This window comes from Kitasatospora sp. NPDC001159 (assembly GCF_053598235.1).
The window spans coordinates 97,546-118,958 of sequence record NZ_JBSFJV010000008.1; the positions used below are offsets into that span (position 1 = coordinate 97,546).

The 21,413-nt window shown below is 73.0% G+C and carries 23 protein-coding genes; 12 read left to right on the plus strand and 11 right to left on the minus strand.

The genetic code is table 11. The annotated features are described in order from the left end of the window. Positions 1–43: 43 nt before the first annotated feature. The 3 genes from ACWC9T_RS06830 to ACWC9T_RS06840 are packed head-to-tail and all read right to left on the minus strand — an operon-like array spanning position 44 to position 1,798. Entirely contained in the window at positions 44–1,042 is a 999-nt protein-coding gene (locus ACWC9T_RS06830) for an adenosine deaminase (RefSeq protein ID WP_449819993.1), read from the minus strand. Positions 1,043–1,091: 49 nt separating this feature from the next. Beyond that, positions 1,092–1,475 carry a hypothetical protein gene (locus ACWC9T_RS06835; protein ID WP_449819994.1) on the minus strand — a complete coding sequence of 128 codons (384 nt, stop codon included), beginning with the start codon at positions 1,473–1,475 and terminating at the stop codon, positions 1,092–1,094. Then, positions 1,442–1,798: a hypothetical protein gene (locus ACWC9T_RS06840; protein ID WP_449819995.1), complete on the minus strand. Its 357-nt coding sequence runs from the start codon at positions 1,796–1,798 to the stop codon at positions 1,442–1,444. Before ACWC9T_RS06840 ends, ACWC9T_RS06835 begins: the two co-directional genes overlap by 34 nt. On the opposite strand from ACWC9T_RS06840, the gene ACWC9T_RS06845 reads away from it, so the two are divergent. Both ACWC9T_RS06845 and ACWC9T_RS06850 read left to right on the plus strand, forming a co-directional pair. Then, the gene (locus tag ACWC9T_RS06845) at positions 1,790–2,071 is read left to right on the plus strand and encodes a DUF6158 family protein (RefSeq protein ID WP_449819996.1); all 282 of its coding nucleotides are present in this window, start codon (positions 1,790–1,792) and stop codon (positions 2,069–2,071) included. The two genes, ACWC9T_RS06840 and ACWC9T_RS06845, sit on opposite strands and share 9 nt — an antisense overlap. Positions 2,072–2,190: 119 nt before the next feature. Beyond that, positions 2,191–3,579 carry an NADP-dependent succinic semialdehyde dehydrogenase gene (locus tag ACWC9T_RS06850; RefSeq protein WP_449819997.1) on the plus strand — a complete coding sequence of 463 codons (1,389 nt, stop codon included), beginning with the start codon at positions 2,191–2,193 and terminating at the stop codon, positions 3,577–3,579. A 30-nt stretch (positions 3,580–3,609) separates the two neighbouring features. Here ACWC9T_RS06850 and ACWC9T_RS06855 read toward each other — a convergent pair whose 3' ends face one another. Both ACWC9T_RS06855 and ku read right to left on the minus strand, forming a co-directional pair. Beyond that, positions 3,610–3,894, minus strand: a complete 285-nt coding sequence (locus ACWC9T_RS06855; protein ID WP_449819998.1) for a hypothetical protein — start codon at positions 3,892–3,894, stop codon at positions 3,610–3,612. 47 nt (positions 3,895–3,941) lie between these two features. Beyond that, positions 3,942–4,862, minus strand: coding sequence for a non-homologous end joining protein Ku (gene ku / locus ACWC9T_RS06860; RefSeq protein ID WP_449819999.1), 921 nt, complete (start codon positions 4,860–4,862; stop codon positions 3,942–3,944). A gap of 116 nt (positions 4,863–4,978) precedes the next feature. Between ku and ACWC9T_RS06865 the strand changes: the two genes are divergently transcribed. From ACWC9T_RS06865 to ACWC9T_RS06880, 4 genes are all read left to right on the plus strand, one after another. Further along, entirely contained in the window at positions 4,979–5,212 is a 234-nt protein-coding gene (locus ACWC9T_RS06865; protein ID WP_449820000.1) for a hypothetical protein, read from the plus strand. A 278-nt stretch (positions 5,213–5,490) separates the two neighbouring features. Further along, positions 5,491–6,903 (plus strand): amino acid permease, encoded by a 1,413-nt coding sequence (locus ACWC9T_RS06870; protein WP_449820030.1) that lies wholly within the window; start codon positions 5,491–5,493, stop codon positions 6,901–6,903. A gap of 968 nt (positions 6,904–7,871) precedes the next feature. Continuing rightward, positions 7,872–8,564 carry an aggregation-promoting factor C-terminal-like domain-containing protein gene (locus tag ACWC9T_RS06875; protein WP_449820001.1) on the plus strand — a complete coding sequence of 231 codons (693 nt, stop codon included), beginning with the start codon at positions 7,872–7,874 and terminating at the stop codon, positions 8,562–8,564. Positions 8,565–8,771: 207 nt separating this feature from the next. After that, positions 8,772–9,776 (plus strand): glycosyltransferase family 2 protein, encoded by a 1,005-nt coding sequence (locus ACWC9T_RS06880; RefSeq protein ID WP_449820002.1) that lies wholly within the window; start codon positions 8,772–8,774, stop codon positions 9,774–9,776. A gap of 6 nt (positions 9,777–9,782) precedes the next feature. Here ACWC9T_RS06880 and ACWC9T_RS06885 read toward each other — a convergent pair whose 3' ends face one another. Beyond that, the gene (locus ACWC9T_RS06885) at positions 9,783–10,409 is read right to left on the minus strand and encodes an HIT family protein (RefSeq protein ID WP_449820003.1); all 627 of its coding nucleotides are present in this window, start codon (positions 10,407–10,409) and stop codon (positions 9,783–9,785) included. 121 nt (positions 10,410–10,530) lie between these two features. On the opposite strand from ACWC9T_RS06885, the gene ACWC9T_RS06890 reads away from it, so the two are divergent. Next, a complete protein-coding gene (locus ACWC9T_RS06890) occupies positions 10,531–13,437 on the plus strand; it encodes an FAD-binding and (Fe-S)-binding domain-containing protein (protein ID WP_449820004.1) in 2,907 nt (968 codons plus the stop codon). Here the strand turns inward: ACWC9T_RS06890 and ACWC9T_RS06895 are convergent, their stop codons facing one another. Next, positions 13,438–13,944 carry a hypothetical protein gene (locus ACWC9T_RS06895; RefSeq protein ID WP_449820005.1) on the minus strand — a complete coding sequence of 169 codons (507 nt, stop codon included), beginning with the start codon at positions 13,942–13,944 and terminating at the stop codon, positions 13,438–13,440. Between the two features lie 127 nt (positions 13,945–14,071). Between ACWC9T_RS06895 and ACWC9T_RS06900 the strand changes: the two genes are divergently transcribed. Beyond that, positions 14,072–14,482, plus strand: coding sequence for a PaaI family thioesterase (locus tag ACWC9T_RS06900; protein ID WP_449820006.1), 411 nt, complete (start codon positions 14,072–14,074; stop codon positions 14,480–14,482). A 90-nt stretch (positions 14,483–14,572) separates the two neighbouring features. Here the strand turns inward: ACWC9T_RS06900 and ACWC9T_RS06905 are convergent, their stop codons facing one another. Next, positions 14,573–15,025, minus strand: coding sequence for a CBS domain-containing protein (locus ACWC9T_RS06905; protein ID WP_449820007.1), 453 nt, complete (start codon positions 15,023–15,025; stop codon positions 14,573–14,575). Between the two features lie 76 nt (positions 15,026–15,101). Next, positions 15,102–16,112, minus strand: coding sequence for a slipin family protein (locus ACWC9T_RS06910; protein WP_449820008.1), 1,011 nt, complete (start codon positions 16,110–16,112; stop codon positions 15,102–15,104). A 148-nt stretch (positions 16,113–16,260) separates the two neighbouring features. On the opposite strand from ACWC9T_RS06910, the gene ACWC9T_RS06915 reads away from it, so the two are divergent. After that, positions 16,261–17,040 carry a uracil-DNA glycosylase gene (locus tag ACWC9T_RS06915; protein WP_449820009.1) on the plus strand — a complete coding sequence of 260 codons (780 nt, stop codon included), beginning with the start codon at positions 16,261–16,263 and terminating at the stop codon, positions 17,038–17,040. Between the two features lie 53 nt (positions 17,041–17,093). Here ACWC9T_RS06915 and ACWC9T_RS06920 read toward each other — a convergent pair whose 3' ends face one another. Next, on the minus strand, positions 17,094–17,972 hold the full coding sequence (locus ACWC9T_RS06920; protein WP_449820010.1) for a CHAD domain-containing protein: 879 nt from the start codon (positions 17,970–17,972) through the stop codon (positions 17,094–17,096). A gap of 176 nt (positions 17,973–18,148) precedes the next feature. On the opposite strand from ACWC9T_RS06920, the gene ACWC9T_RS06925 reads away from it, so the two are divergent. From ACWC9T_RS06925 to ACWC9T_RS06935, 3 genes are all read left to right on the plus strand, one after another. Then, complete coding sequence (locus ACWC9T_RS06925; RefSeq protein ID WP_449820011.1) at positions 18,149–18,823, plus strand: hypothetical protein; 675 nt, start codon at positions 18,149–18,151, stop codon at positions 18,821–18,823. Between the two features lie 145 nt (positions 18,824–18,968). Next, positions 18,969–19,766: a DsbA family protein gene (locus ACWC9T_RS06930; RefSeq protein ID WP_449820012.1), complete on the plus strand. Its 798-nt coding sequence runs from the start codon at positions 18,969–18,971 to the stop codon at positions 19,764–19,766. A 357-nt stretch (positions 19,767–20,123) separates the two neighbouring features. After that, entirely contained in the window at positions 20,124–20,765 is a 642-nt protein-coding gene (locus ACWC9T_RS06935) for a vitamin K epoxide reductase family protein (RefSeq protein ID WP_449820013.1), read from the plus strand. Positions 20,766–20,772: 7 nt separating this feature from the next. Here ACWC9T_RS06935 and ACWC9T_RS06940 read toward each other — a convergent pair whose 3' ends face one another. Further along, a complete protein-coding gene (locus ACWC9T_RS06940; protein ID WP_449820014.1) occupies positions 20,773–21,276 on the minus strand; it encodes an NUDIX domain-containing protein in 504 nt (167 codons plus the stop codon). Positions 21,277–21,413: the final 137 nt, after the last annotated feature.

Consider the following 21,413-nt stretch of genomic DNA (forward strand, 5'->3'; position numbering starts at 1 on the left):
GCGGCGGCGGGCTCCGCCACGCCCGTCGGTTCCGTCGGTTCCGTCAGCCCTCGGCCGGGGCGAAGCTGAACCGCTCGACCTCGGCGAGGAGTTCGGCCCGGCGCCGGTCGTCGATGAAGGAGGCCCGGAAGGAGTTGGCGGCCAGTCGGCGCGTGGTCTCCTGGTCGAGGGCGAGGGCCTGGCGGACGGCCCGGAAGTTGTCCTCGACGTAGCCGCCGAAGTAGGCCGGGTCGTCGGAGTTGACGGTGACCAGCAGGCCGGCGTCGAGCATCTCGCGCAGCGGGTGGTCGGCGAGGGTGTCGATGCAGCGCAGGCGGACGTTGGAGAGCGGGCAGAGGGTGAGCGGGATCTGCTCGCGGAGCAGGCGGGCGACGAGTTCGTCGTCCTCCAGGCAGCGCAGGCCGTGGTCGATCCGCTCCACGCCGAGGACGTCCAGCGCCTCGGTGATGTACGAGGCCGGGCCCTCCTCGCCCGCGTGGGCGACGCGCCGCAGGCCGGCCTCGGCGGCGCGGCGGTAGACCTCGCGGAACTTCGCCGGCGGGTTGCCGACCTCGGCCGAGTCCAGGCCGATGCCGGTGATCCGGTCGAAGTACGGGCGGGCGGCCTCGAAGGTCTCCAGCGCCGAGTCGGCGGACTCGTCGCGCAGGAAGCACATGATCAGCTGGGTGCTGATGCCGTACCGCTCCTCGCTGCGTGACAGTGCCCGCGTCAGCCCGTCCATCACCACACCGAGCGGCACGCCGCGGGCGGTGTGCGCCTGCGGGTCGAAGAAGATCTCGGCGTGCCGCACGCCCTGCTCGGCGGCCCGAGCCAGGTACGCGTCGGCGAGGTCGGTGAAGTCCCGCTCGGTGCGCAGCACGGCCATCAGCGCGTAGTAGAGGTCCAGGAAGGACTGCAGGCCGCTGAAGGAGTACGCCTTCCGCAGCTCCTCGGTGTCGGCGTACGGGAGCTGGACGGCGTTGCGCTCGGCGAGCGCGAAGGCGAGTTCGGGCTCCAGGGTGCCTTCGATGTGCAGGTGGAGTTCGGCCTTGGGAAGCGGCATCAGCGACCTGTCCGGAGGTAGTTGGGCGAACCCGAAGATTCGGAGGAATTCATCCTACGATCGTTCCCGGCTGCGGGGGCGTGGTCGGCAGCTCCCGGACGCTGTGCAGCGGCGACAGCAGCGGGAGCGCGCCGCACAGCGCCAGCAGGCCGGTCATCACCCACATGGTGGCCCGCAGTCCGATCGCGGCGCCCAGCCCGCCGCCCACCAGGGCGCCGAGCGGGATGGTGGCGTGGTTGGCGAACATCGAGGTGGCGCCCACCCGGCTGAGCAGCGCGGGCGGGGTGTAGGACTGCCGGAAGCTGTTGAGACCGACGTTGACGAACACCACCGCCGCGACCACCGCGAGCAGCCCGACCAGGTAGAGCGCGGCGCCGAGGCCGGGGCCGGCCAGCGGTATCAGCAGACCGAAGGGCGCGGCGGTGACCAGCACGATCCGCACTCCGCGCGCGGTGCCCAGGCGCCTGCAGAGCGGCCGGGCCACCAGTGCGCCGAGCACTCCGCCGTCCCGGCAGGCAGGCCGAACAGCAGCCACGGCAGCCAGACGGCACCGGTCAGCAGGCCGGCCGCGATCGGCCCGGCACCCAGGGCCAGCACCGCGACCAGCGGCAGCGCGATGGAGGTGATACTGCTGCCGAGCCGGCTGACGGTCTCGCCGGCCTCCATCGCCACCCCGCTCGAACGGGTGTACCGGCGCCGGGCACCGGGCACCCGGTAGGAGGGGACTTCCGCCGAGGAGGTACCAAGATGCGGCACGCCGACGACACGCACATCCGGCCCGAGGGCATCTCCCCGCACGCTCTGGGCAACGACACCCTCCTGCACGAGCTGGAGCAGCTGCACCGCACGCGCCACGAGACGTTCCTGTACGGCTCGGAGGATGCGCTGAAGCGGCACACGCTGCGCACCGGCCAGCTGGAGGCCGAGTACCTGCACCGCTTCCCCAACCGGCAGGTGACCGCCGCCCGGACCAGGGCCGGGGCCCGGGCCCGGGAAGCGGCGGCCCGGGTGGAGTCGCTGCCGGAGTGACGCCGCCACCCGAACGCGCCCCGGCGGGACACGCCGGGCGACGGTGGCGTGCCCGGGGGCGGGCCGTCGGGGAGGGTGTGAGGGCAGACGCACCGGACCCGGACCCCAGGGAGCCCCGCATGCCCATCGCCAGCGTCAACCCCGCGACCGGCGAGACCGTCCAGACCTTCGAACCGCTCGACGCAGCCGGGATCGAGCGACGGCTGGCCAGCGCCGAGGCCGCCTTCCAGAGCTACCGCCACACCTCCTTCGCCGCCCGCGCCGAGCTGATGCGCCGGGCCGCCGACCTGCTGGACCAGGCCCAGGAGGCCGTCGCCCGCACCATGACCGAGGAGATGGGCAAGCCGCTCGCCGCCGCCCGGGCCGAGGCCGCCAAGTGCGCCAAGGCGATGCGCTGGTACGCCGAGAACGCCGAGGAGTTGCTCGCCGACGAGCACCCGGCCCTGGCCGACGTGGCCGACTCCGGGGCCGCCCGCGCCTACGTCCGCTACCGCCCGATCGGCCCGGTCCTCGCCGTGATGCCGTGGAACTTCCCGTTCTGGCAGGTGATCCGCTTCGCCGCGCCCGCCCTGATGGCGGGCAACGTGGGCCTGCTCAAGCACGCCTCGAACGTCCCGCGGACGGCGCTCGCGATCGAGGAGCTGTTCCAGCGGGCCGGCTTCCCCGAGGGCTGCTTCCAGACCCTGCTGATCGGCTCGGGCGCGGTCGAGGGCGTGGTCCGGGACCACCGGGTCGCCGCCGTCACCCTCACCGGCAGCGAGCCGGCCGGGCGGGCGGTCGCCTCCGCCGCGGCTGACGAGGTGAAGAAGGCGGTGCTGGAGCTGGGCGGCAGCGACCCGTACGTGGTGATGCCGAGCGCCGACCTGGACGCGGCTGTGGGAACCGCCGTCCGCGCCCGGGTGCAGAACAACGGCCAGTCGTGCATCGCGGCCAAGCGCTTCATCGTGCACACCGACGTCTATGACCGCTTCACCGCCGCCTTCACCGAGGCGATGCGCTCCCTGCGGGTCGGCGACCCGATGGACGAGAGCACCGACGTCGGCCCGCTGGCCAGCCGCCAGGGCCGGGACGACCTGGAGGAGCTGGTCGAAGATGCCCGCACCCACGGCGCCCGGGTCGAGTGCGGCGGCGACCGCCCGATGGGCTGGGACACCGGCTACTTCTACGAGCCGACCGTATTGACCGGCATCACCCCGGCGATGCGGATCCACCACGAGGAGACCTTCGGCCCGGTCGCCACCGTCTACCGGGTCGCCGACCTGGACGAGGCGGTGGCGGTCGCCAACGACACCCCGTTCGGGCTCAGCTCCAACGTCTGGACGAACGACCAGACCGAGCAGGAGCGCTTCGTCCGCGACATCCAGGCCGGCGGGGTGTTCTTCAATGGCATGACGGCCTCCCACCCGGCGCTGCCCTTCGGCGGCGTCAAGCGCTCGGGCTTCGGCCGGGAGCTGTCCGGGCACGGCATCCGGGAGTTCTGCAACGTCACCACGGTGTGGATCGGCTGAACCCTCCCGGACGCCGCACCACCGGCCGGGTCAGGAGGCCGCCATCCGGTGCCTGCCCCGGCCGGGCGTCATCCAGCGGGCGACGACGCCGACCAGCGCGATGACCGTCAGGCCCCAGAAGATCGCCATCAGCACCAGCGCCGTCATGCTGCTCGTCTGAGCACCGACCATGCCCAGGCCGATCGAGAACGCGACCATGAACGTCACGACGGTGGGGCTGAGGCTGAGCAGCCAGCGCCAGGCCCGGTGCCCGAGGCTCGGATTCGGCGGGGCGTCGGGGCCGGTTTCGGCTTCCTTGTAGGTGAGCAGGTCCATCGGGATCGCCTCCAATGCTGGACGGGACGGAACGCCTGGCCCGGGGGTCAGGAGGCCTTGCGCGGAGCCGTGGACTTACGGGTGGGTGTCTTCTTCGCCGAGGCGGTCTTCTTGGCGGCCCCGGCGGTCTTCTTCGCCGGGGCGCGCTTTCGGGGCGCCGGCTCCTCCTCCGGCTCCGCGGCCGGCGCGCGTCCGCCCTTCGCCTGCTTGAGGCTGCTGCGCAGCGCCTCCATCAGGTCGATCACGTTGTCCGGCGCCGGGCCGGGCTCCTCCTCGTGCGGGAGCTCGACGCCCTCCAGCCGGGCGGTGATCACCTGCTGGAGCGCCTGCTGGTAGTCGTCGTGCAGCTGGGACAGGTCGAAGTCCTCGGAGAGGGTGTCCATCAGCGACCGCGCCATCTTGAGCTCCTGCGGCCGGACGGTGACGTTCTCCTCGGGCGCGATCCCGGCCGCCGGACGGACCTCGTCGGGCCAGATGCAGGTCTGCAGCACCAGGGTCCCGTCGTGCACCCGCAGCACGGCCGGCGATTCCCGGGTGCGCAGCGCGATCTTGGTGACCGCGATCTGTCCGGACTCCACCAGCGCGTCGCGCAGCAGCGCGTACGGCTTGGCGGCCGCCTTGTCGGCGGCGCCCACGTAGTACGCCTTGGAGAACATCAGCGGGTCGATCTCGTCCGCGTCCACGAAGGCCAGCACGTCGATGATCTTCTTGCTGGGCAGCGGCAGGTCGGCGAGGTCCTCGTCGGTGAGGGTGACGGTCCGGCCGTCCGGCGACTCGTAGCCCTTGGCGATCTCGGCGTACGGGACCTCCTGCTCCTCCCGTTCGCAGTACCGCTTCATCCGCACCCGTCCGCCGTCCTTGGCGTGCACCTGGTGCAGCGGGACGTCGTGCTCCTGGGTCGCGGAGTAGAGGTGGACGGGGATGCTGACCAGCCCGAAGCTGATCGCCCCCTTCCAGGTGGTCTGCATGGGGTCGCTCCTGAAACGGCCGAGCGGCATCGAGTTTGCCCCGAGAATCCCACTCTGCCTGGGTTTGCCGGGATCGGCCACACCGTGCCCACAATGGGCCGAGGAGGTCGATGCCCATGACCGTCCGGAGCCGGAGGAGTCACGGCCGGGGCCAGGTCCCGCCGCCGGAGCGGACCTCGTACCGGGCGGTGTACTCCGTGCGCGGCGAGGCCGGGGTGCGGCGGGCCGAGGTGACGCTGCTGCCCGGGTACTCCCAGGAGTCCGACATCCCCCGGATCCTGGCCGCCCGTCTCACCGGGCGACCGGCGGACGCCGAACTGATCACCGTCCTGGAGCTCCACCCGGTCTGAGTTCCGGATCCCCGCAGGGCTTGGCGACCTTCCGCCACCCTGACGAATGGTCAGATTTGAGCTTTTCCCGCCATCTCTACACCCACTCTGACCTGGCCCTTTGTGTCCGGTGAGCGAACAGTTATCAAACGATTGTTCCGATACCCGGGCGTAGAAGTTAGGTTTCACCGCAATGCGCGGGTCTGTCCCCCACCCTCCGGCACGACGAGCCGAGGGTCACACCGCGCCGGAAAGGCACAGGGCACCCCCTTATGAGTGCGGACACCACCAAGTCTGCGATGGCCGCGAAGGTCTCCCACCGGTCGGAACCGGTCGGACACGGCGGCGACGGCCACCTGAAGGCCGGGCTCAAGAACCGCCACCTGTCGATGATCGCCATCGGCGGCGTGATCGGCGCCGGCCTGTTCGTGGGCTCCGGCGCGGGCATCGCGGCCACCGGCCCCGGCATCCTGCTCTCCTACACCCTGGCCGGCGTGCTGGTCGTGCTGGTGATGCGGATGCTCGGCGAGATGGCGGCGGCCGACCCGCAGAGCGGCTCCTTCTCGGCGTACGCGGACCGCGCGCTGGGCCGCTGGGCCGGGTTCACCATCGGCTGGCTGTACTGGTTCTTCTGGGTCGTCGTGCTCGCGGTCGAGGCGACCGCCGGCGCCAAGATCCTCAACAACTGGGTGCCCGGTGTGCCGCAGTGGGGCTGGGCGCTGATCGTGATGGCGGTGCTGACCGCCACCAACCTGTTCTCGGTCGCCTCCTACGGCGAGTTCGAGTTCTGGTTCGCCGGCATCAAGGTGGTCGCCATCGCCGCGTTCCTGGTGATCGGCGTCCTCGCCGCCTTCGGCGTGCTGCCTGACACCCACGCGGTCGGCACCAGCAACCTGACCGGCCACGGCGGCTTCCTGCCGCACGGGGTGGGCGCGGTGTTCACCGGCATGCTCACCGTGGTCTTCGCCTTCATGGGCAGCGAGATCGTCACCCTGGCCGCCGGCGAGTCGGAGGACCCGGAGAAGGCGGTCACCAAGGCCACCAACAGCGTGATCTGGCGCATCGGCATCTTCTACCTGGGCTCGATCCTGCTCGTGGTCACCCTGCTGCCCTGGGACTCGGCCGAGGTCAAGGCCAGCCCGTACGTGGCCGTGCTGGACCACGTGGGCATCCCGCACGCCGGCCAGGTGATGGACGTGATCGTGCTGACGGCCGTGCTCTCCTGCCTCAACTCCGGGATGTACACCGCCTCCCGGATGGCCTTCTCGCTCGGCCAGCGCGGCGACGCCCCGAAGATCTTCGCGACCGTGACCGACCGCGGCGTGCCGCGGGTGGCCATCCTCTCCTCGGTGGTCTTCGGCTTCATCGCCGTCTTCTTCAACTACACCTCGCCGGACACCGTGTTCGCCTTCCTGCTCAACTCCTCCGGGGCAGTCGCGCTGTTCGTCTGGCTGGTGATCTGCGCCACGCAGCTGCGGATGCGCAAGATCATCGAGCGCGAGATGCCCGAGCGGCACACCGTCCGGATGTGGCTGTACCCGTACCTGACCTGGGTCGCCATCGGCATGATCGGCTTCGTGATGGCGTACATGTTCACCGACGCCGACGGGCGCAAGCAGATGTACCTGTCGCTGGTCGCCGCGGCGATCGTGATCGGCGCCTCGGCCCTGGTGGGCCGACGGCGGCGGGCTGCGGTGGCGGCGGGCTCCTGACCCGCCCGCACCGCGCGGGAACGCCGGGCCCGGGAGCCGTTGCGGAGGCTCCCGGGCCCGGTGCCGTTCGGGGAGGCTTGAGGCTTCCCGGCGGCTCAGCGGTGCAGCCCGGCACGGAGCCGGCGGGCGCGCACCGGTTCGGGGAGCCGCCCCTGATGGTGCTGCCGATGTCGGACCCGTGGCCGCCGCCGACGGAGACGCCACCGCCCGCCCGCCGTCCGCGGTGGCGGCGTCCGCTTCGCCTCCTTGGAGCTCGTGGCGGAGGAGGGGACGGGCTCGATGCCGTCGACACCGTCCGTTCGCTTGATCAGCGACCGCCTCTCACTCACAGCAGGCGACCTTCAGTCACGTTCTGTGTTCAGGCGGCGCGGCATCAGCGAACCCCCACGCCAAGGCGAGCCACCGGGCTGCTCCGATCGACCCGGCCGCCGCGATCACGTGACGAACCAGTCACGCTGCGCCGAAGTCGGCGAGCCGAACATGTGAGGCCGCCCACAGGGGTTTCCGCATCTACGGCCCGGGATAGTGGTTGGCCCGCTTCCGACTTCCACAGGCCCTCCGCCGCCAGGCATCACCCTTCCGCCTGCCCTCGCCTCCAGCCCGAAGAACGCAGGCCACCGGCCCTCTGCCGCTAGCGTTCCGCCACCCCTGTTCATGTGCTCATCCCACAGATTCGCAATTCGGACGTATATCCATAAATCACCCTCCGAACTGCGCTGCAGCCGCCCCACGGCCACTACTCGGCGTAGTAGCGAGCACCTTTGCCACCCATCCTCGGCCCTGCCAAGAATGGCCCGTCGCCAGGCAGCGCCGGCCGGCCCAGTCCGCCGCGCAGCCCGGCCGCCCCGCCGTCGCCGCCGGGGCGCCACGGCCGTCCCGGACGGCCGCGCGGGCTCGCTCACCCGGAGCCCACGCGAAGCCCGCCCGGTGCCACCGGCACGGTCCCCGACGGAAGGATTGTCCGCTTCATGCAGCTCAGCCATGCCCGCCGCAACTCCCTGATCACCGGCGTCGCCACCCTCGTGGTCGCCAGCGCCGCCACCGCCGCCCTCGCCATCCCGCAGACCGCGCACAACGCCGAGGCCGCCGCCCCGGTAGCCGCCGTCTCGGTGGACGGCAAGCCGGCTGGCGTTCAGGCCCAGGCTGACACCGCTGCCGCTGCCCAGCAGGCCGCCCAGGCCAAGGCCGAGGCGGACGCCGCCGCCCAGGCGCAGGCCCAGGCCGCCGCGAAGGCCCAGGCCGAGGCCGAGGCGAAGGCCCAGGCCGCCGCGAAGGCCCAGGCCGAGGCCGAGGCGAAGGCCCAGGCGGACGCCAAGGCCCAGGCCGACGCCGCCGCCTCGCGCTCCCAGCAGCGCCAGGACCTCAACAGCCACTCCGGCACCCCGCAGCAGATCGCCGCGCAGATCGTGCCGGCCGGCCAGCTGCAGTGCTTCAGCAACATCGTGTTCCGCGAGAGCAGCTGGAACCCGCTGGCCGTCAACGCCTCCTCCGGCGCCTACGGCCTGGTCCAGGCCCTGCCGGGCTCCAAGATGGCCTCGGCTGGCTCCGACTGGCGCACCAACCCGGTCACCCAGATCAAGTGGGGCCTGGACTACATGAACAGCCGCTACGGCAGCCCCTGCGCCGCGTGGTCGTTCTGGCAGGCGCACCACTGGTACTGAGTCGAACCCGCTCGGCGCCCCTCCGTACACGTTCCGGCCCGCGACGCACCCCGCGTCGCGGGCCGGTCGCGTTGCCGATCGGCGTGTGCACGCCCAGAAGGCCGCGTGAAGATATGGCGCACGGTAGTACGATTTGCCACTATTGCCCCGAGTTACGCGCCGTCAGGGCTTTGCCACGGTTCGCGCGCCCTCTTACGCTCCGGCGTCATGCCCTCACCCCTGATCAGCGTCGTGCTCCCCGCCTACGACCAGCACGGACAGCTCGCCGACTGCCTGGACTCGCTGCTCGCCCAGACCCTGGCGAACGTCGAGGTGATCGTGGTCGCCGACCCCTCCCCCGGGACCCCGGGCGGGCTCGCCGACGCGTACGCGGCGCAGCATCCGCGGGTGTCGGCGCTGCACCTGAACGCGGCGGTCGGGGTCGGGGTGGCCCGGAACGCGGGTGCGGCCCGGGCCAAGGGCGAGTACCTGCTGTTCCTCGACGCCGACCACCTGCTGCCCCCGGACGCACTCCAGACGTTCGCCGACCGGCTCCAGCAGACCGGTCCGGTGGACGTGCTGCTGTTCGGCCACACCCGGCGCCACAACGGCCGCGACTGGCCCGGCGGGGCCGAGGCGCTGCTCGCCGAGACCGGCCCCGAGGTGTTCGCCCCCTTCGACCAGCCCGCGCTGTTCGGCGCGCCGCCGCTGATCTGGGACCGGCTGATCCGCCGCGGGCACTGGGAGGAGCTGGAGCTCGCCTTCCCGGACGGCAGGTACGAGGAGGTGCCAGTCGTCCACGCGGCGCTGCTCGGCGCCCGGAAGGTCGCCGTAGTGCCGCGCGAGTGCGTCCAGCTGCGCCGCCGGGAGACCGTCCACCCGGCCAGCGGCCCGGGCAGCAGCGTCTTCGACCTGTTCGAGCAGTACGAGCGCAGCTTCGCGCTGCTGGAGGACCAGCCGCACCTGTACGCGGTGCGCGACGCGCTGTTCGTCCGGATGATCCGGCACTACCTTTTCGTCTTCGACCTCGCCGGCTGCGTCTCCCGGGCCGAGCGCCCGCAGTTCTTCCACCGGGCCGCCGAGCACCACCGCCGCTTCCAGCCGCCCGGCCACCGCAAGCCGGGCGGGCGGGAGGGGATCAAGTTCTCGCTGCTGGCCGGCGGCGCCTACCCGGCCTTCGAGGTGGCCAAGCTCTCTCACATCGCGCGCGGCACCCTCACCGGCCGGAAGTAGCCGGCCTCAGACATGCGCGGTGCCGCCGGCCGCGGCCATCACGGCGGCGATCCTGCGGGCGCGCTCGGCCCACACCTCGGCGGGCAGCGGCGGCAGCACGTCCATCCATAGCGGCAAGGTGGAGCCGCGCAGCTGCGTGAGGCCCTCGGGCCGGGCGATCAGCCACAGGTGCAGGTGCGCGCCGCCGTCGCTCCAGCGGTTCACGTGGACCCGGCCGATGCCGCCGAGCGACAGCACCGCGCGCTCGACGCGCTGCAGCATCGGGCCGAGCTGCGCCGACAGCTCGACCGGCAGGTCCAGCAAATCGTGGTGGGCGCGCGGCTGGAGCAGCAGGGTGGCGGGCAGGCCGCTCGGCACGTCGGCGCTGCTCAGGCGCCAGTGCTCGTCGGTCCAGAGGAAGTCGGAGTCCGGCCGGGCGCACTGCTTGCAGCTCTCCGGGCCGTCCTCGCCCTGGCGGGGCGGCTCGGGCAGGACGGGCGGCTGCAGCACCCGGACGGTCAGCTCGCCCTCGTACGGGAAGATGTCCCAGGACGGCGCGCCGTCCGTCGGGACGGGCGGGCGCTCGCCGATCGGCAGGCGGGCGAGGTAGGCGTCGGCGCCAGCCGGGTCCGCGGTTGTGGAGTCGTTGATCATGTCTGCCGAGAATGTCACATGACACCCCGTCGGCGGAACCCCCGTCGCGCCCGGTACCGGTACGGCACCCGGGCTGCGATCATCGGCGGAGCCGCTGTCGCACCCGCCCGGGAGGTCCCTGGTGAGCCGTCCGTCCGCCGTCCCCGGGGCCGAGCTGGCCCGTGAGCTGGCCGCCGTGCTGCTCGGGGAGGTCCGCTTCGGTGCCGCCGAGCGGACCGTCTACAGCCACGACGCCTCCAACTACCGGCAGTTGCCGCTCGGCGTGGTCAAGCCCGCGGACCTGGACGATGTGCGCACCGCGCTGGCGCTGTGCCGCAAGTACCGGGTGCCGGTGGTGCCGCGCGGGGCCGGGACCAGCATCGGCGGGCAGGCGATCGGCCCGGGCGCGGTGGTGCTGGACTTCCGCCGCCACCTGGGCTCGGTGCTGGAGATCGACCCGCAGGCCCGCACCGCGCGCGTCCAGCCCGGCACCGTGCTGGACGACCTCCAGCGCGCCGCCAGGCCGCACGGACTGCGCTTCGGCCCGGACCCGTCAACGCACAGCCGCTGCACGATCGGCGGCATGATCGGCAACGACTCCTGCGGCTCGCACTCGCTCGCCTGGGGGCGCACCGCGGACAACGTCGAGCGGCTGGAGCTGCTGCTCGCGGACGGCACCGAGCTGACCGTCGGCGGCCGGCTCAGCGCGCAGGAGCGCGCGGCGCTGCGCGCCCTGCCCGGCCGGGCGGGCCAACTGAACCGTGAACTCCAGGAGTTCACCGACCGCAACCTCGCCACCATCCGGCAGGGCATGCCACAGCTGCCGCGCCGCACCTCCGGCTACCCGCTGGACGCGCTGCTGCCCGAGCACGGCCACGACCTCGCCCGGGCGCTGACCGGCACCGAGGGCACCTGCGCGCTGCTGCTCGGCGCCACCGTCCGCCTGGTCGAGGACCCGCCCGCGCGCGCCCTGGTGGTGGCCGGCTACCCCGACGAGGGCGCGGCCGCGGACGCGATCCCGGCGCTGCTGCCGCTGGGCCCGCTGACCGCCGAGGGCATGGCGGCCGACCTGATCGCCGCGCTGCTCGCGGCCGGCCCGCGCCCGCCCGCGCTGGACCGGCTGCCCGCCGGCGAGTGCTGGCTGTTCCTGGAGACCGGCGGCGCCACGGCCGTGGAGGCCTACCGGGCGGCCCGCCAGCTCGCCGACGCGGTGCGCCGGGAGCGCTCGGCCGCCGTCGCCCTGGTCACCGACCCCGTCGAGCAGCGCCAGCTGTGGGCCGTCCGGGAGGCGGGCGCCGGGATCGTCACCCGGCTGCCGGGAGGCGGCGAGGCCTGGCCCGGCTGGGAGGACTCCGCCGTCCCGCCGGAGCGGCTCGGCGACTACCTGCGGGACCTGCGTGCCTTGCTGCGCCGGCACAGCCTGCGCGGCGTCCCGTACGGGCACTTCGGCGACGGCTGCGTGCACCTGCGGATCGACTTCCCGCTGGACGAGCCCCAAGGGGTGCTGGTGTTCCGGGAGTTCCTGGAGCAGGCGGCCGATCTGGTGGTCTCGTACGGCGGTTCGCTCTCCGGCGAGCACGGCGACGGGCAGGCCCGCTCCGAGCTGCTGCCGCGCATGTACCCGCCCGAGGTCATCGATCTCTTCGGCGGGTTCAAGCGGATCTGGGACCCGGAGAACCTGCTCAACCCGGGCGCACTGGTCGACCCTCGCCCGCTCGACGCCGACCTGCGCTTCGTCACCGCCCCGCACCGCCCGCTGCCGCTGGCCCTGCCGTACGAGCAGGACGACGGCAGCCTGGCCAAGGCGGTGCACCGCTGCGTGGGGGTCGGCAAGTGCGTGGACCCGACCACCGGGGTGATGTGCCCGAGCTACATGGCCACCGGCGAGGAGCGGCACTCCACCCGGGGCCGGGCGCGGCTGCTCGCCGAGATGCTCCGGGGCGATGCGATCCCGGACGGCTGGCGCTCGGCGGAGGTCCGGGAGGCGCTGGACCTCTGCCTGAGCTGCAAGGGCTGCGCGAGCGACTGCCCGGTGCACGTCGACATGGCGACCTACAAGACCGAGTTCCTGTACCAGCACTACCGGCACCGGCCGCGCCCGCTGTCGCACTACTCGATGGGCTGGCTGCCGCTGTGGCTGCGCGCGGTGGCGCTCGCGCCCGGCGCCGCCAACGCCCTGGCCCGTTCCCCGGCCGGCGCCCTGCTCAAGCGACTCGGCGGGATCGACCGGCGCCGGGTGCTGCCGGTCTTCCCGCCCGAGACCTTCACCCGCTGGTACCGGCGCCGCCGAGCCGGCAGCATCAATCCGGACGGGCCGGCCCCGGTGGGCGCCCGGCCGGTGCTGCTGTGGCCGGACACCTTCTCCGACCACTTGCAGCCGAACGTGCTGCGCTCGGCCATGGTGGTGCTGGAGCACCTGGGCTTCGACGTCCGGCTGCCCGAGGGCCCGGTCTGCTGCGGCCTCACCTGGTACTCCACCGGCCAACTCGGCACCGCCCGCCGGGTGTTGCGGCGCAGCCTGAGGACGCTGGCGGCCGCCGGGCTCCCGGCCGACACCCCCGTGGTCGGTCTGGACCCCAGCTGCACCGCCACCCTGCGCGAGGACCTGCCCCGGCTGCTCGGGGCGGACGGCCGCCCGCTGGCCGAACGCACCCGCACCTTCGCCGAGTTCATCGACGAGTACGCCCCCGACGCGCCGCTCCCCCGGATCCCGCTGGACGCCGTCACCCAGACCCACTGCCACCAGCACGCGGTGCTCGGCAGCGCCGCCGACCGCCGGGTCGGGGCCCGACTGGGCCTGCACAACCGGGTGCTGGACTCCGGCTGCTGCGGGCTGGCGGGCAACTTCGGCTTCGAGGAGGGCCACTTCGAGGTGTCCGAGGCGATCGCCGAGCGGGTCCTGCTGCCGGAGGTCCGGGCGGCCGGGCCGGAGACGGTGGTGCTGGCGGACGGTTTCAGCTGCCGCACCCAGATCGCCCAACTCGCCGACGGCCGAAGGGCCCTGCACCTGGCGGAGCTGATCGCCCGGGAGTTGCCGGCCTCGGATTAGCTACGCGTGCCCGGCGAGGAAGGCCCCGGCGTGCGCTGCGGCCTCCTCCCGGGTCGGGTGGCCGGCGGCCGCCGCGCCGGTCGTCCCGTCGGCGCCGACGGCCGTCCAGCGCCAGCTCTCGGCAGCCTCGTCCCGCAGCAACTCCGCGGTTCCACCGAACAGTTCGAGCGAGTCAGGCCGCGCCGACGGACGGCTGACGGCCTCCGGCCACTTCTTCCGGGCACCCTGCCGGGTGATGCCCCAGGCGGTGCCCAGCTGTTCGTAGCTGGCGCCGTAGGAACCGGCGGTGCCGGCCGCGATCGCGGTGAGCCGCTTGACCTCGGTGTCCACCAGCTTCCAGGCGGACAGCACCGAGAGTGCCACCTCGGCCGGGTCCGCGTGCCACATCCGCTCCTCGGGCAGCCCGGTCGCGCGGGAGCGCACGGCGGCGGCGAGAGGGTTGAGCGCGTCGAGCAGGGCCACGGCCAGCTCCGCCTGTTCCTCAGGGGTGATCTCCACGATCGTCATGGCGACAACTTTAGTTACCTATGACGATTTCGACAACCAAAGTTACCGGCCGGTCCGGTCCGAGCCCGACTCGATCCCGAAGTCCTGGTTCCTGACACCGCGCCAACGCTCTTGACACAATGGCTGGATGACCCTCACCACCGCCGAGGCGGACGAGCTCCTGACCGACAACTTCGCCCCCTGGGTGCAGGCGCTCGGCCTGTCCGCCGTCGAGACCGGCGAGCGGCACGCCGTGCTGCGACTGCCCTGGTCCGGCCAACTCGCCCGGGAGGGTGGCGGATTGTCCGGTCAGGCGATGATGGCCGCGGCCGACACCGCGTGCGTGGTCGCGGTCTCGGCGGCGCGCGGCGGCTTCGGCCCGATGACCACCGTCCAGCAGTCCACCAGCTTCCAACGTGCGGTCGTCGGCCAGGACGTCCTGGTACTCGCCCGGGTCACCAAGCTCGGCCGGCGGATCGCCTTCCTCGACGTCACCCTCACCGCCGAGGACACCGAGGAACCCGCCGCCCACGCCACCGCCGTCTACGCCCTGGGATGACGCCCGGCGAGAGCGTCGGGGTCCGACCCCGCCCGGGCACACCCGGAGGCCTTCCGAGCCCGACCGGAAGGCCTCCGATCCGGCGCCGGGTCAGGCCTGCAACGCCTCCCTCTTGGGCGGCTCCTCCGCGCACACCGCCGCCACGAACTCCGCGAGCCGCGCCTGCGGCAGCCCGCGCGCGATGTCAGCCTCGCTGATCATGCCGACCACCTTGTGCTCCGGGTGGTTGATCACCGGCAGCCGGCGGACCTGGTACTGCTCCATCACGCGCAGCACCTGCTCGCAGTCCTCGTCCTCCTCCACCGTCATCGGCCGCCCCAGCGCCAGGTCGCCCGCCGTCACCTGCGCCGGGTCGCGCCCCTCGGCGACGCAGCGCAGCACGATGTCGCGGTCGGTCACGATCCCCAGCAGCTTGTCGTTCTCCCCGCAGATGGGCAGCGCGCCCACATGTCGTTCCCGCATGATCCGGGCGGCGGCCGCGAGCGTCTCGTGCTCGCGGATGCACTCCGCGCCCGGGTGCATGATGTCGCTGGCTTTGGTCATGGTCCGCCTCCTGACCTGGCTTGTTCCCCCTCGTCCATCCTGGTCCGGGCCGATGGCGCACGCCACCGGGCACCCGTCAGGACGTGGCCCTCGGCTCGGTACGGTCCTCTGACTCGGCCTGACCGTCCACCTCCGCACGCCCGCCCTCCAGGTCCGCGCTCTCCAGCGGCGAGTGCGACAACAGCTCCTCCAACGGCGGCAGTTCGTGCTTGGGCGGCTCGGGGTCGGGCTCGGCCTCGAGAACCTCTCCGCTCGCCACCGCCTGCTCCGCGGACTTCGCTGCGGCGGCGACCGCGGCGGCCGCCAGCAGATCGCGCTGCTGGGACTCGGTCGCGCTGTCCAGGAACCGCAGCAGTTCCACCGGGAACGGCAGCACCAGCGTCGAGTTCTTCTCCGCCGCCACCTCCACCACGGTCTGCAGCAGCCGCAGCTGCAGTGCCGCCGGGGTCGCGCTCATCACCGCGGCCGCCTCCGACAGCCGGGCCGAGGCCTGGTACTCGCCGTCCGCCGTGATGATCCGGGCTCGCCGCTCACGCTCGGCCTCCGCCTGGCGTGCGATCGAGCGCTTCATCGACTCCGGCAGGGCGACGTCCTTGATCTCCACCCGGTCGATCTGGATGCCCCAGCCCAGCGCCGGGCTGTCGATCATCAACTCCAGCCCCTGGTTGATCGGTTCGCGGTTGGCCAGCAGGTCGTCCAGCTCGCTCTTGCCGATGATCGACCGCAGCGAGGTCTGCGCGACCTGGGAGATCGCGAAGTTGTAGTCCTGCACGTTGACCGTCGCCTTCACCGGGTCCAGCACCCGGAAGTAGACCACCGCGTCGACCCGCACGGTCACGTTGTCCCGGGTGATGCCCTCCTGCGCCGGGATCGGCATCGTCACGATCTGCACGTTCACCCGGCGCAGCCGGTCCGCGATCGGCATCAGCGCGACCAGCCCCGGCTGACGTACCTCCTTGCGCACCCGCCCGAAGCGGAACACCACGCCCTTCTGGAACTGCTGGACGACTCTGATGCTCATGGCCGCCCAGAGCGCGCCCAACCCCACCAGCCCTCCGAGCACCCCCAGTACCGCATCGACGATCATCGCGGCCTCCTCGCGAAGCCTCCACGCACACCGGCGCCTCCGGCCACCACCGACCCGGCCCTGCCGGGGCCGGCGGAGCAACTGATTCCACGCTACGCCTGCCCGGCTGACGCCGGAGTGAACGTCCTGGAGACCTAGGATCAGGAACATGCCGCAGTCCCCCGCCGACGACCCGGGCCACCCCCGCCACCCCGCCGAGGCCTCGGCCCGGACCGGTGGGCTCACCGCGCTGGACCGCGTCGTCACCGGCTGCCGGGCCTGCCCTCGCCTGGTCGAATGGCGCGAGGGGGCCGCCCGTGCCAAGCGCCGCGCCTACCAGGACTGGGACTACTGGGCCCGCCCCATCCCCGGCTTCGGCCCGCCCGACGCCCCGCTCGTCCTGGTCGGCCTCGCCCCCGCCGCCCACGGCGCCAACCGCACCGGCCGGATCTTCACCGGCGACCCCTCCGGCGACCTGCTCTACGCGGCCCTCTACGACCTCGGTCTCGCCAACCGCCCCGAGTCCGTCCGTCACGGCGACGGCCTGGAACTGTACGGCGTACGGATCACCGACCCGGTCCGCTGCGCCCCGCCCGACAACAAGCCCAGCACCGCCGAACGCGACACCTGCCGCCCCTGGATCACCCGCGAACTGCAGTTGCTGCGCCCCACCGTCCGAACGGTCGTCGCACTCGGCGGCTTCGCCTGGCAGGCCATGCTCCCGGTGCTCGCCGACGCCGGCTGGCAGGTCCCGCGCCCCCGCCCCGCCTTCGGCCACGCCGCCCGGGTCACCCTCCCCGCCCGCGACGGCGGCCCCGACCTGCGGCTCTACGGCTGCTACCACGTGAGCCCGCGCAACACGAACACCGGTCGGCTGACCACGGCGATGCTGCGCGCCCTGCTCAGGGACGCGGCGCTCTCCGCGGGGCTCAGCCCGAAGCCGGAGTAGCCGCCAGGAGCCGACTCCGGCGCCCGTCCGGCACCGGAGCGGAGCACGACGGGCTAGCCGAACCGCGCCAGCTTCCGCTTCCGGGCGCCCGCCCACACCTCGGGCAGCCGCCCGCGCGCTGTCTCCGCCGCCGCGAGCTGGCCCGCGTAGAGCACGCCGTAGGCGAAGGGCTCGCCGCCGGTGTCCGCCTGGCCGGCGAGGGCCGCGGCGGCGACCACCGCGTCCTGGTGCTCGCCCAGTACCTCCTGGACGGCCTTCATCCGCTCCACGTACCGGCCGGCCGCCGGGCCGACCGCGGGGACGGCAACCTCGCCGGCGTAGCGGGCCCGCTTGGCGGCCTTGCGGGCCTCGTGCAAAGCCCGGTCCCGGTCCTCCGGGTCGGCCGCGAGCGCGGCGCGCACGCGCTCGGCCGTCCGGCGCTGTTCGCGGGCGGCGACCCGGGACAGCTCGGGGAGGGCCGCGCGGGCGGCAGGGTGTCGCAGCGGCGGGTCGGCCAGCAGCCTGGTCAGGGCCTCGGCCAGGGCCCGACGACGGGGGCTGTCCAGGGCCGCGACCACCTCGGGCCACACCTGGCGGTACTCGGCCTCGCCCCACCGCTCCAGCGCACCCGCGACCCGCTCCGGTCCGCACTCGGCCGGCAGCCCGCGGGCCTGGGCCACCAGCCGCTCGGCGAGCACCTCACGGTCCCGGGCGCGGCCCAGCACGGCACCCAGCCAGCGCAGGTCAGCGACCAGGCCGTCGACGGCGCCGGGGGCGAGGAGGCGGCGGAAGGTCCGAAGGGCGCTGCGCAGCCGTCGGCAGGCGACCCGCATCCGGTGGACCGCGTCGGGCTCGTCCGCCCGGACGGCGTCGTCCAGCCCGGCCAGCACCACCGCCTGGGCCTCGATGCGGTCGAGCAGCACCTGTCCCACCGTGGTTTCGGGCCTCGCCATGTGCGTCCCACCCCCTTGTCGGGGTCGCCGGGCTCGTCGGGGTCGCCGGGAACGCCTTCCAGGCTAGTCGCGCGGGACCTCTGGCGAGCCCGCGGAGCCGCTGAGGGAACGTCATGCGAGCGCGAAGGACCACGCGCCCTCGTGCCGGGCGTAAGCGCCATGGCATACTCCCGAGCGTGACGACCTCCACCCATGCGACCAGGGCCCTGCGGGCCGCGGTGTTCACCGCGCTCGCCGTGCCGATGGCCGCGTTGGGCCAGGTGGTCATCACCGGTCGCCCGCTACCGCTGTCGCTGGTGGCCACGGCGAGTGTCGTCGTCTTCCTGGTCGCGGCCGCGCTGGCCGGCGGGGAGCGGCGGCTGCTGCACATCTCCGCCGTGATGGTGCCGGTCGAGCTGCTGCTCAACACCACCTTCAACCTGGGCCAGACCGGCTGTGGGCCGGTCCTGTCCGAGCACGTGTCCGCGCGCGGGGTGAACCTGCTGGTCTGCGGCGGCGGTTCGGTGGACGGCTCACTGCTGGGCGGCCCGCTGGGGCACGCCGGGCAGTTGGCACCCGCCGCGACCCAGCTGCTGCTCCTGGTGGTGCACCTGGCGATAGCGCTGGCCGCCTCGGCCTGGCTGCGGCTGGGCGACGCGGCGCTGTCGGGCCTGGCCCGGGCGCTGCGCGCGCTGCACCAGTCGCTGACCCGCCCGCTGCGGGCGCTGGTCCTGCTGCTGCTCCCCGCCCCGGTGCGCCCGGTGCTTCGGGTACCGCTGCCGGTGTCGGACCGTGCGCGACCGCGCCGCGAGGACGTGGTGCTGAGCCCGGCGCCCCGCCGTGGTCCGCCGTCCTTCGCGCCTGCCTGCTGATCAGTTCCCCGTAACACGCGTACCGGCCGACCGGCCCCGTACGCCCGCAGGCAGTGCGCACAACTCCCGCGTTCACCGACCCCGCCGCACCCGTGTGCGGCTCCCCGCGCGCACCCGCGCGCCGCGTACCGGAGTTGACTTCCCCATGGCTCAGTCCCCCAAGCGAATCAGTGCCCGTGAGCGGATCCAGGAGGCACAGCGCCGCGAGCAGCTGGCGGCCAAGCGCCGTCAGCGGATCGTCGTGACCGTCTCCGCCGTCGTCGTCCTCGCCCTCACGGGCGGTGTCGCACTCGCGATCAACGGCTCGAACAAGGACGACAAGGCCTCCGCGGCCTCCTCCGCGAGCCAGCTGGTCGTCCCGGCCAACGCCACCGGCCCGGACGGCACGGTGATCACCTACGGCAAGGCCGACGCCCCGCACACCATGGAGGTCTACGAGGACTTCCGCTGCCCGGTCTGCAAGCACTTCGAGGCGGCGAACGGCCAGACCGTCAAGCAGCTCACCGAGGACGGCCAGATCAAGGTGGAGTTCCACCTGGCGGCCTTCCTGGACAAGAACCTCGGAGGCAAGGGCTCGCGCACCGCGCTGGCCGCCGCCGGCGCCGCGCTGAACGAGGGCGTGGACAAGTTCAAGGCGTTCCACGACGTGCTGTACGCCAACCAGCCGGACGAGCGCGAGGACGGCTTCGGCGACGTCGACCACATCCTGGACCTGGCCGGCCAGGTGCCCGGTCTGAAGACGGACACCTTCGTGAAGGCGGTCACCGACAAGACCTACGCGCCGTGGGCGGCGAAGGTCGCCGACGCGTTCAACAACAGCCAGGTGACCGGCACCCCGACGGTCAAGGTCGACGGCAAGCCGATCAACCTGTTCGCCGGCAACGCCACCGCGACGCCGGAGCAGTTCACCGCGCAGGTCAAGCAGGCCGCCGGCCTCCAGTAGGCCCGCCCGGCACGGCACCACCGGCCCGGCCGAACTCCCGGTCGGGCCGGCCCTTCCGAGCCGGCCCGACCACCGGAATGTGCTGCTCTGCCACCCTCCTCCGGCCGAAGCCGGAGGATCCCACCCCTCACGGGTCGGGCTTTCTGCTCCACAGACCCGACTTCCCGCCAGCCCGGCGGTAGGCCGGACCAGAACTTGGCCATCGCTCCGACCCGACGCAACCACCCCATCACGACGAGTGACCTGCCAGGGCGGGACAGCAGTCCGCCTTGTCGGCGGACCGCCGAATCCTGACCTGCCCCACAGCAAATCCGGTTCTCCCCTCGGCCAAGCCGGGGGTCTCCTCGGAGGCATTAGATGACCGCCACCACAGGCGCGCACCTCTCTCGTCCCACGCCCGGCCGAGCCCCGATCGGCGCCGGCCGGGCCTTCGCGATCCTGCTGTTCCTCGGCGGGCTGATCGGACTGGCCGCCTCGGCCGTCCTGACCTTCGACAAGCTCCGCATCCTGGAGAACCCGTCGTACGTCCCCAGCTGCAACATCAACCCGGTGATCAGCTGCGGTTCGGTGATGCGCACCGAGCAGGCCGAGGTCTTCGGCTTCCCGAACCCGCTGCTCGGCCTGGCCGCCTTCGGCGCGCTGGCGGCGATCGGCGCGGGGCTGCTGGCCGGCGCCGCGTACCGGCGCTGGTTCTGGCTGGGCCTGCACGCCGGGACCGCGTTGGGCGTCGTCTTCACGCACTGGCTGATCGACCAGGCGTTGTACGACATCGGCGCGCTGTGCCCGTACTGCATGGTGGTGTGGGCGACGGTGGTGGTGCTGTTCTGGTACACCACCCTGCACAACCTGCGGACGGGCGTGATCCCGGTCGGGCCGAGGATGCGGGCGGTCGTCCGGGAGGCCGCGCGCTACCACTGGGCGCTGCCGGTGCTGTGGGCGGCGGTGATCGCGCTGCTGGTCCTCAACCGGTTCTGGTACTACTGGAGCACCCTGGTCTGACCCCAGGTCACCCCACGTACCCCGCCGAGTGCAGCAGCGCGGCGGTACCGGTCCGCCGGGCCTCCAGGGCCCCGGTGAGTCGGCGCGCCGCGCAGGGGTGCAGCACGGCGGCGGCCCTGGCGGGGGTGAAGTAGCCGTGGTCGGCGATCTCCTCGGCCTGGAGGCGGACGACCGCACTCGCCTCGACCGTGCCGCCGTCGAACATGAAGTGCACGGCGGGGTGGGCGTATCGGCCCTGGTCGGGGATCGCCTCGCGCCACTCCACCACCAGCAGCCGCAGTCCGCCCGCCACCACCAGCCCGGTCTCCTCCCGCAGTTCCCTCGCGGCGCACTCGGCAGGTGCCTCCCCGGGGTCCATCCCGCCGCCGGGGAACTGCCACTGGTCGCGGTAGCTCGGCTTCAGCAACAGGACCTTGCCCTGCTCGCCGGTGAGCAGCACGCTGCACCCGATGTAGGCGCGCACCATCCGGGACAGCCACTCCGCCTCCGAGAGTGCCCAGGTCTCCGTCATCGCGTCTCCTTCACCGGGTGCCGCCCTGTCGCCGCCACAGTGCCCGATCACCGCCGCGCCAAAGGCGGTTCGCACCTGATCCACCCGATCGAGTGCCAGGGCCCGCCTCTTGGGTTCTGTCGGATCAGGCAAGGATC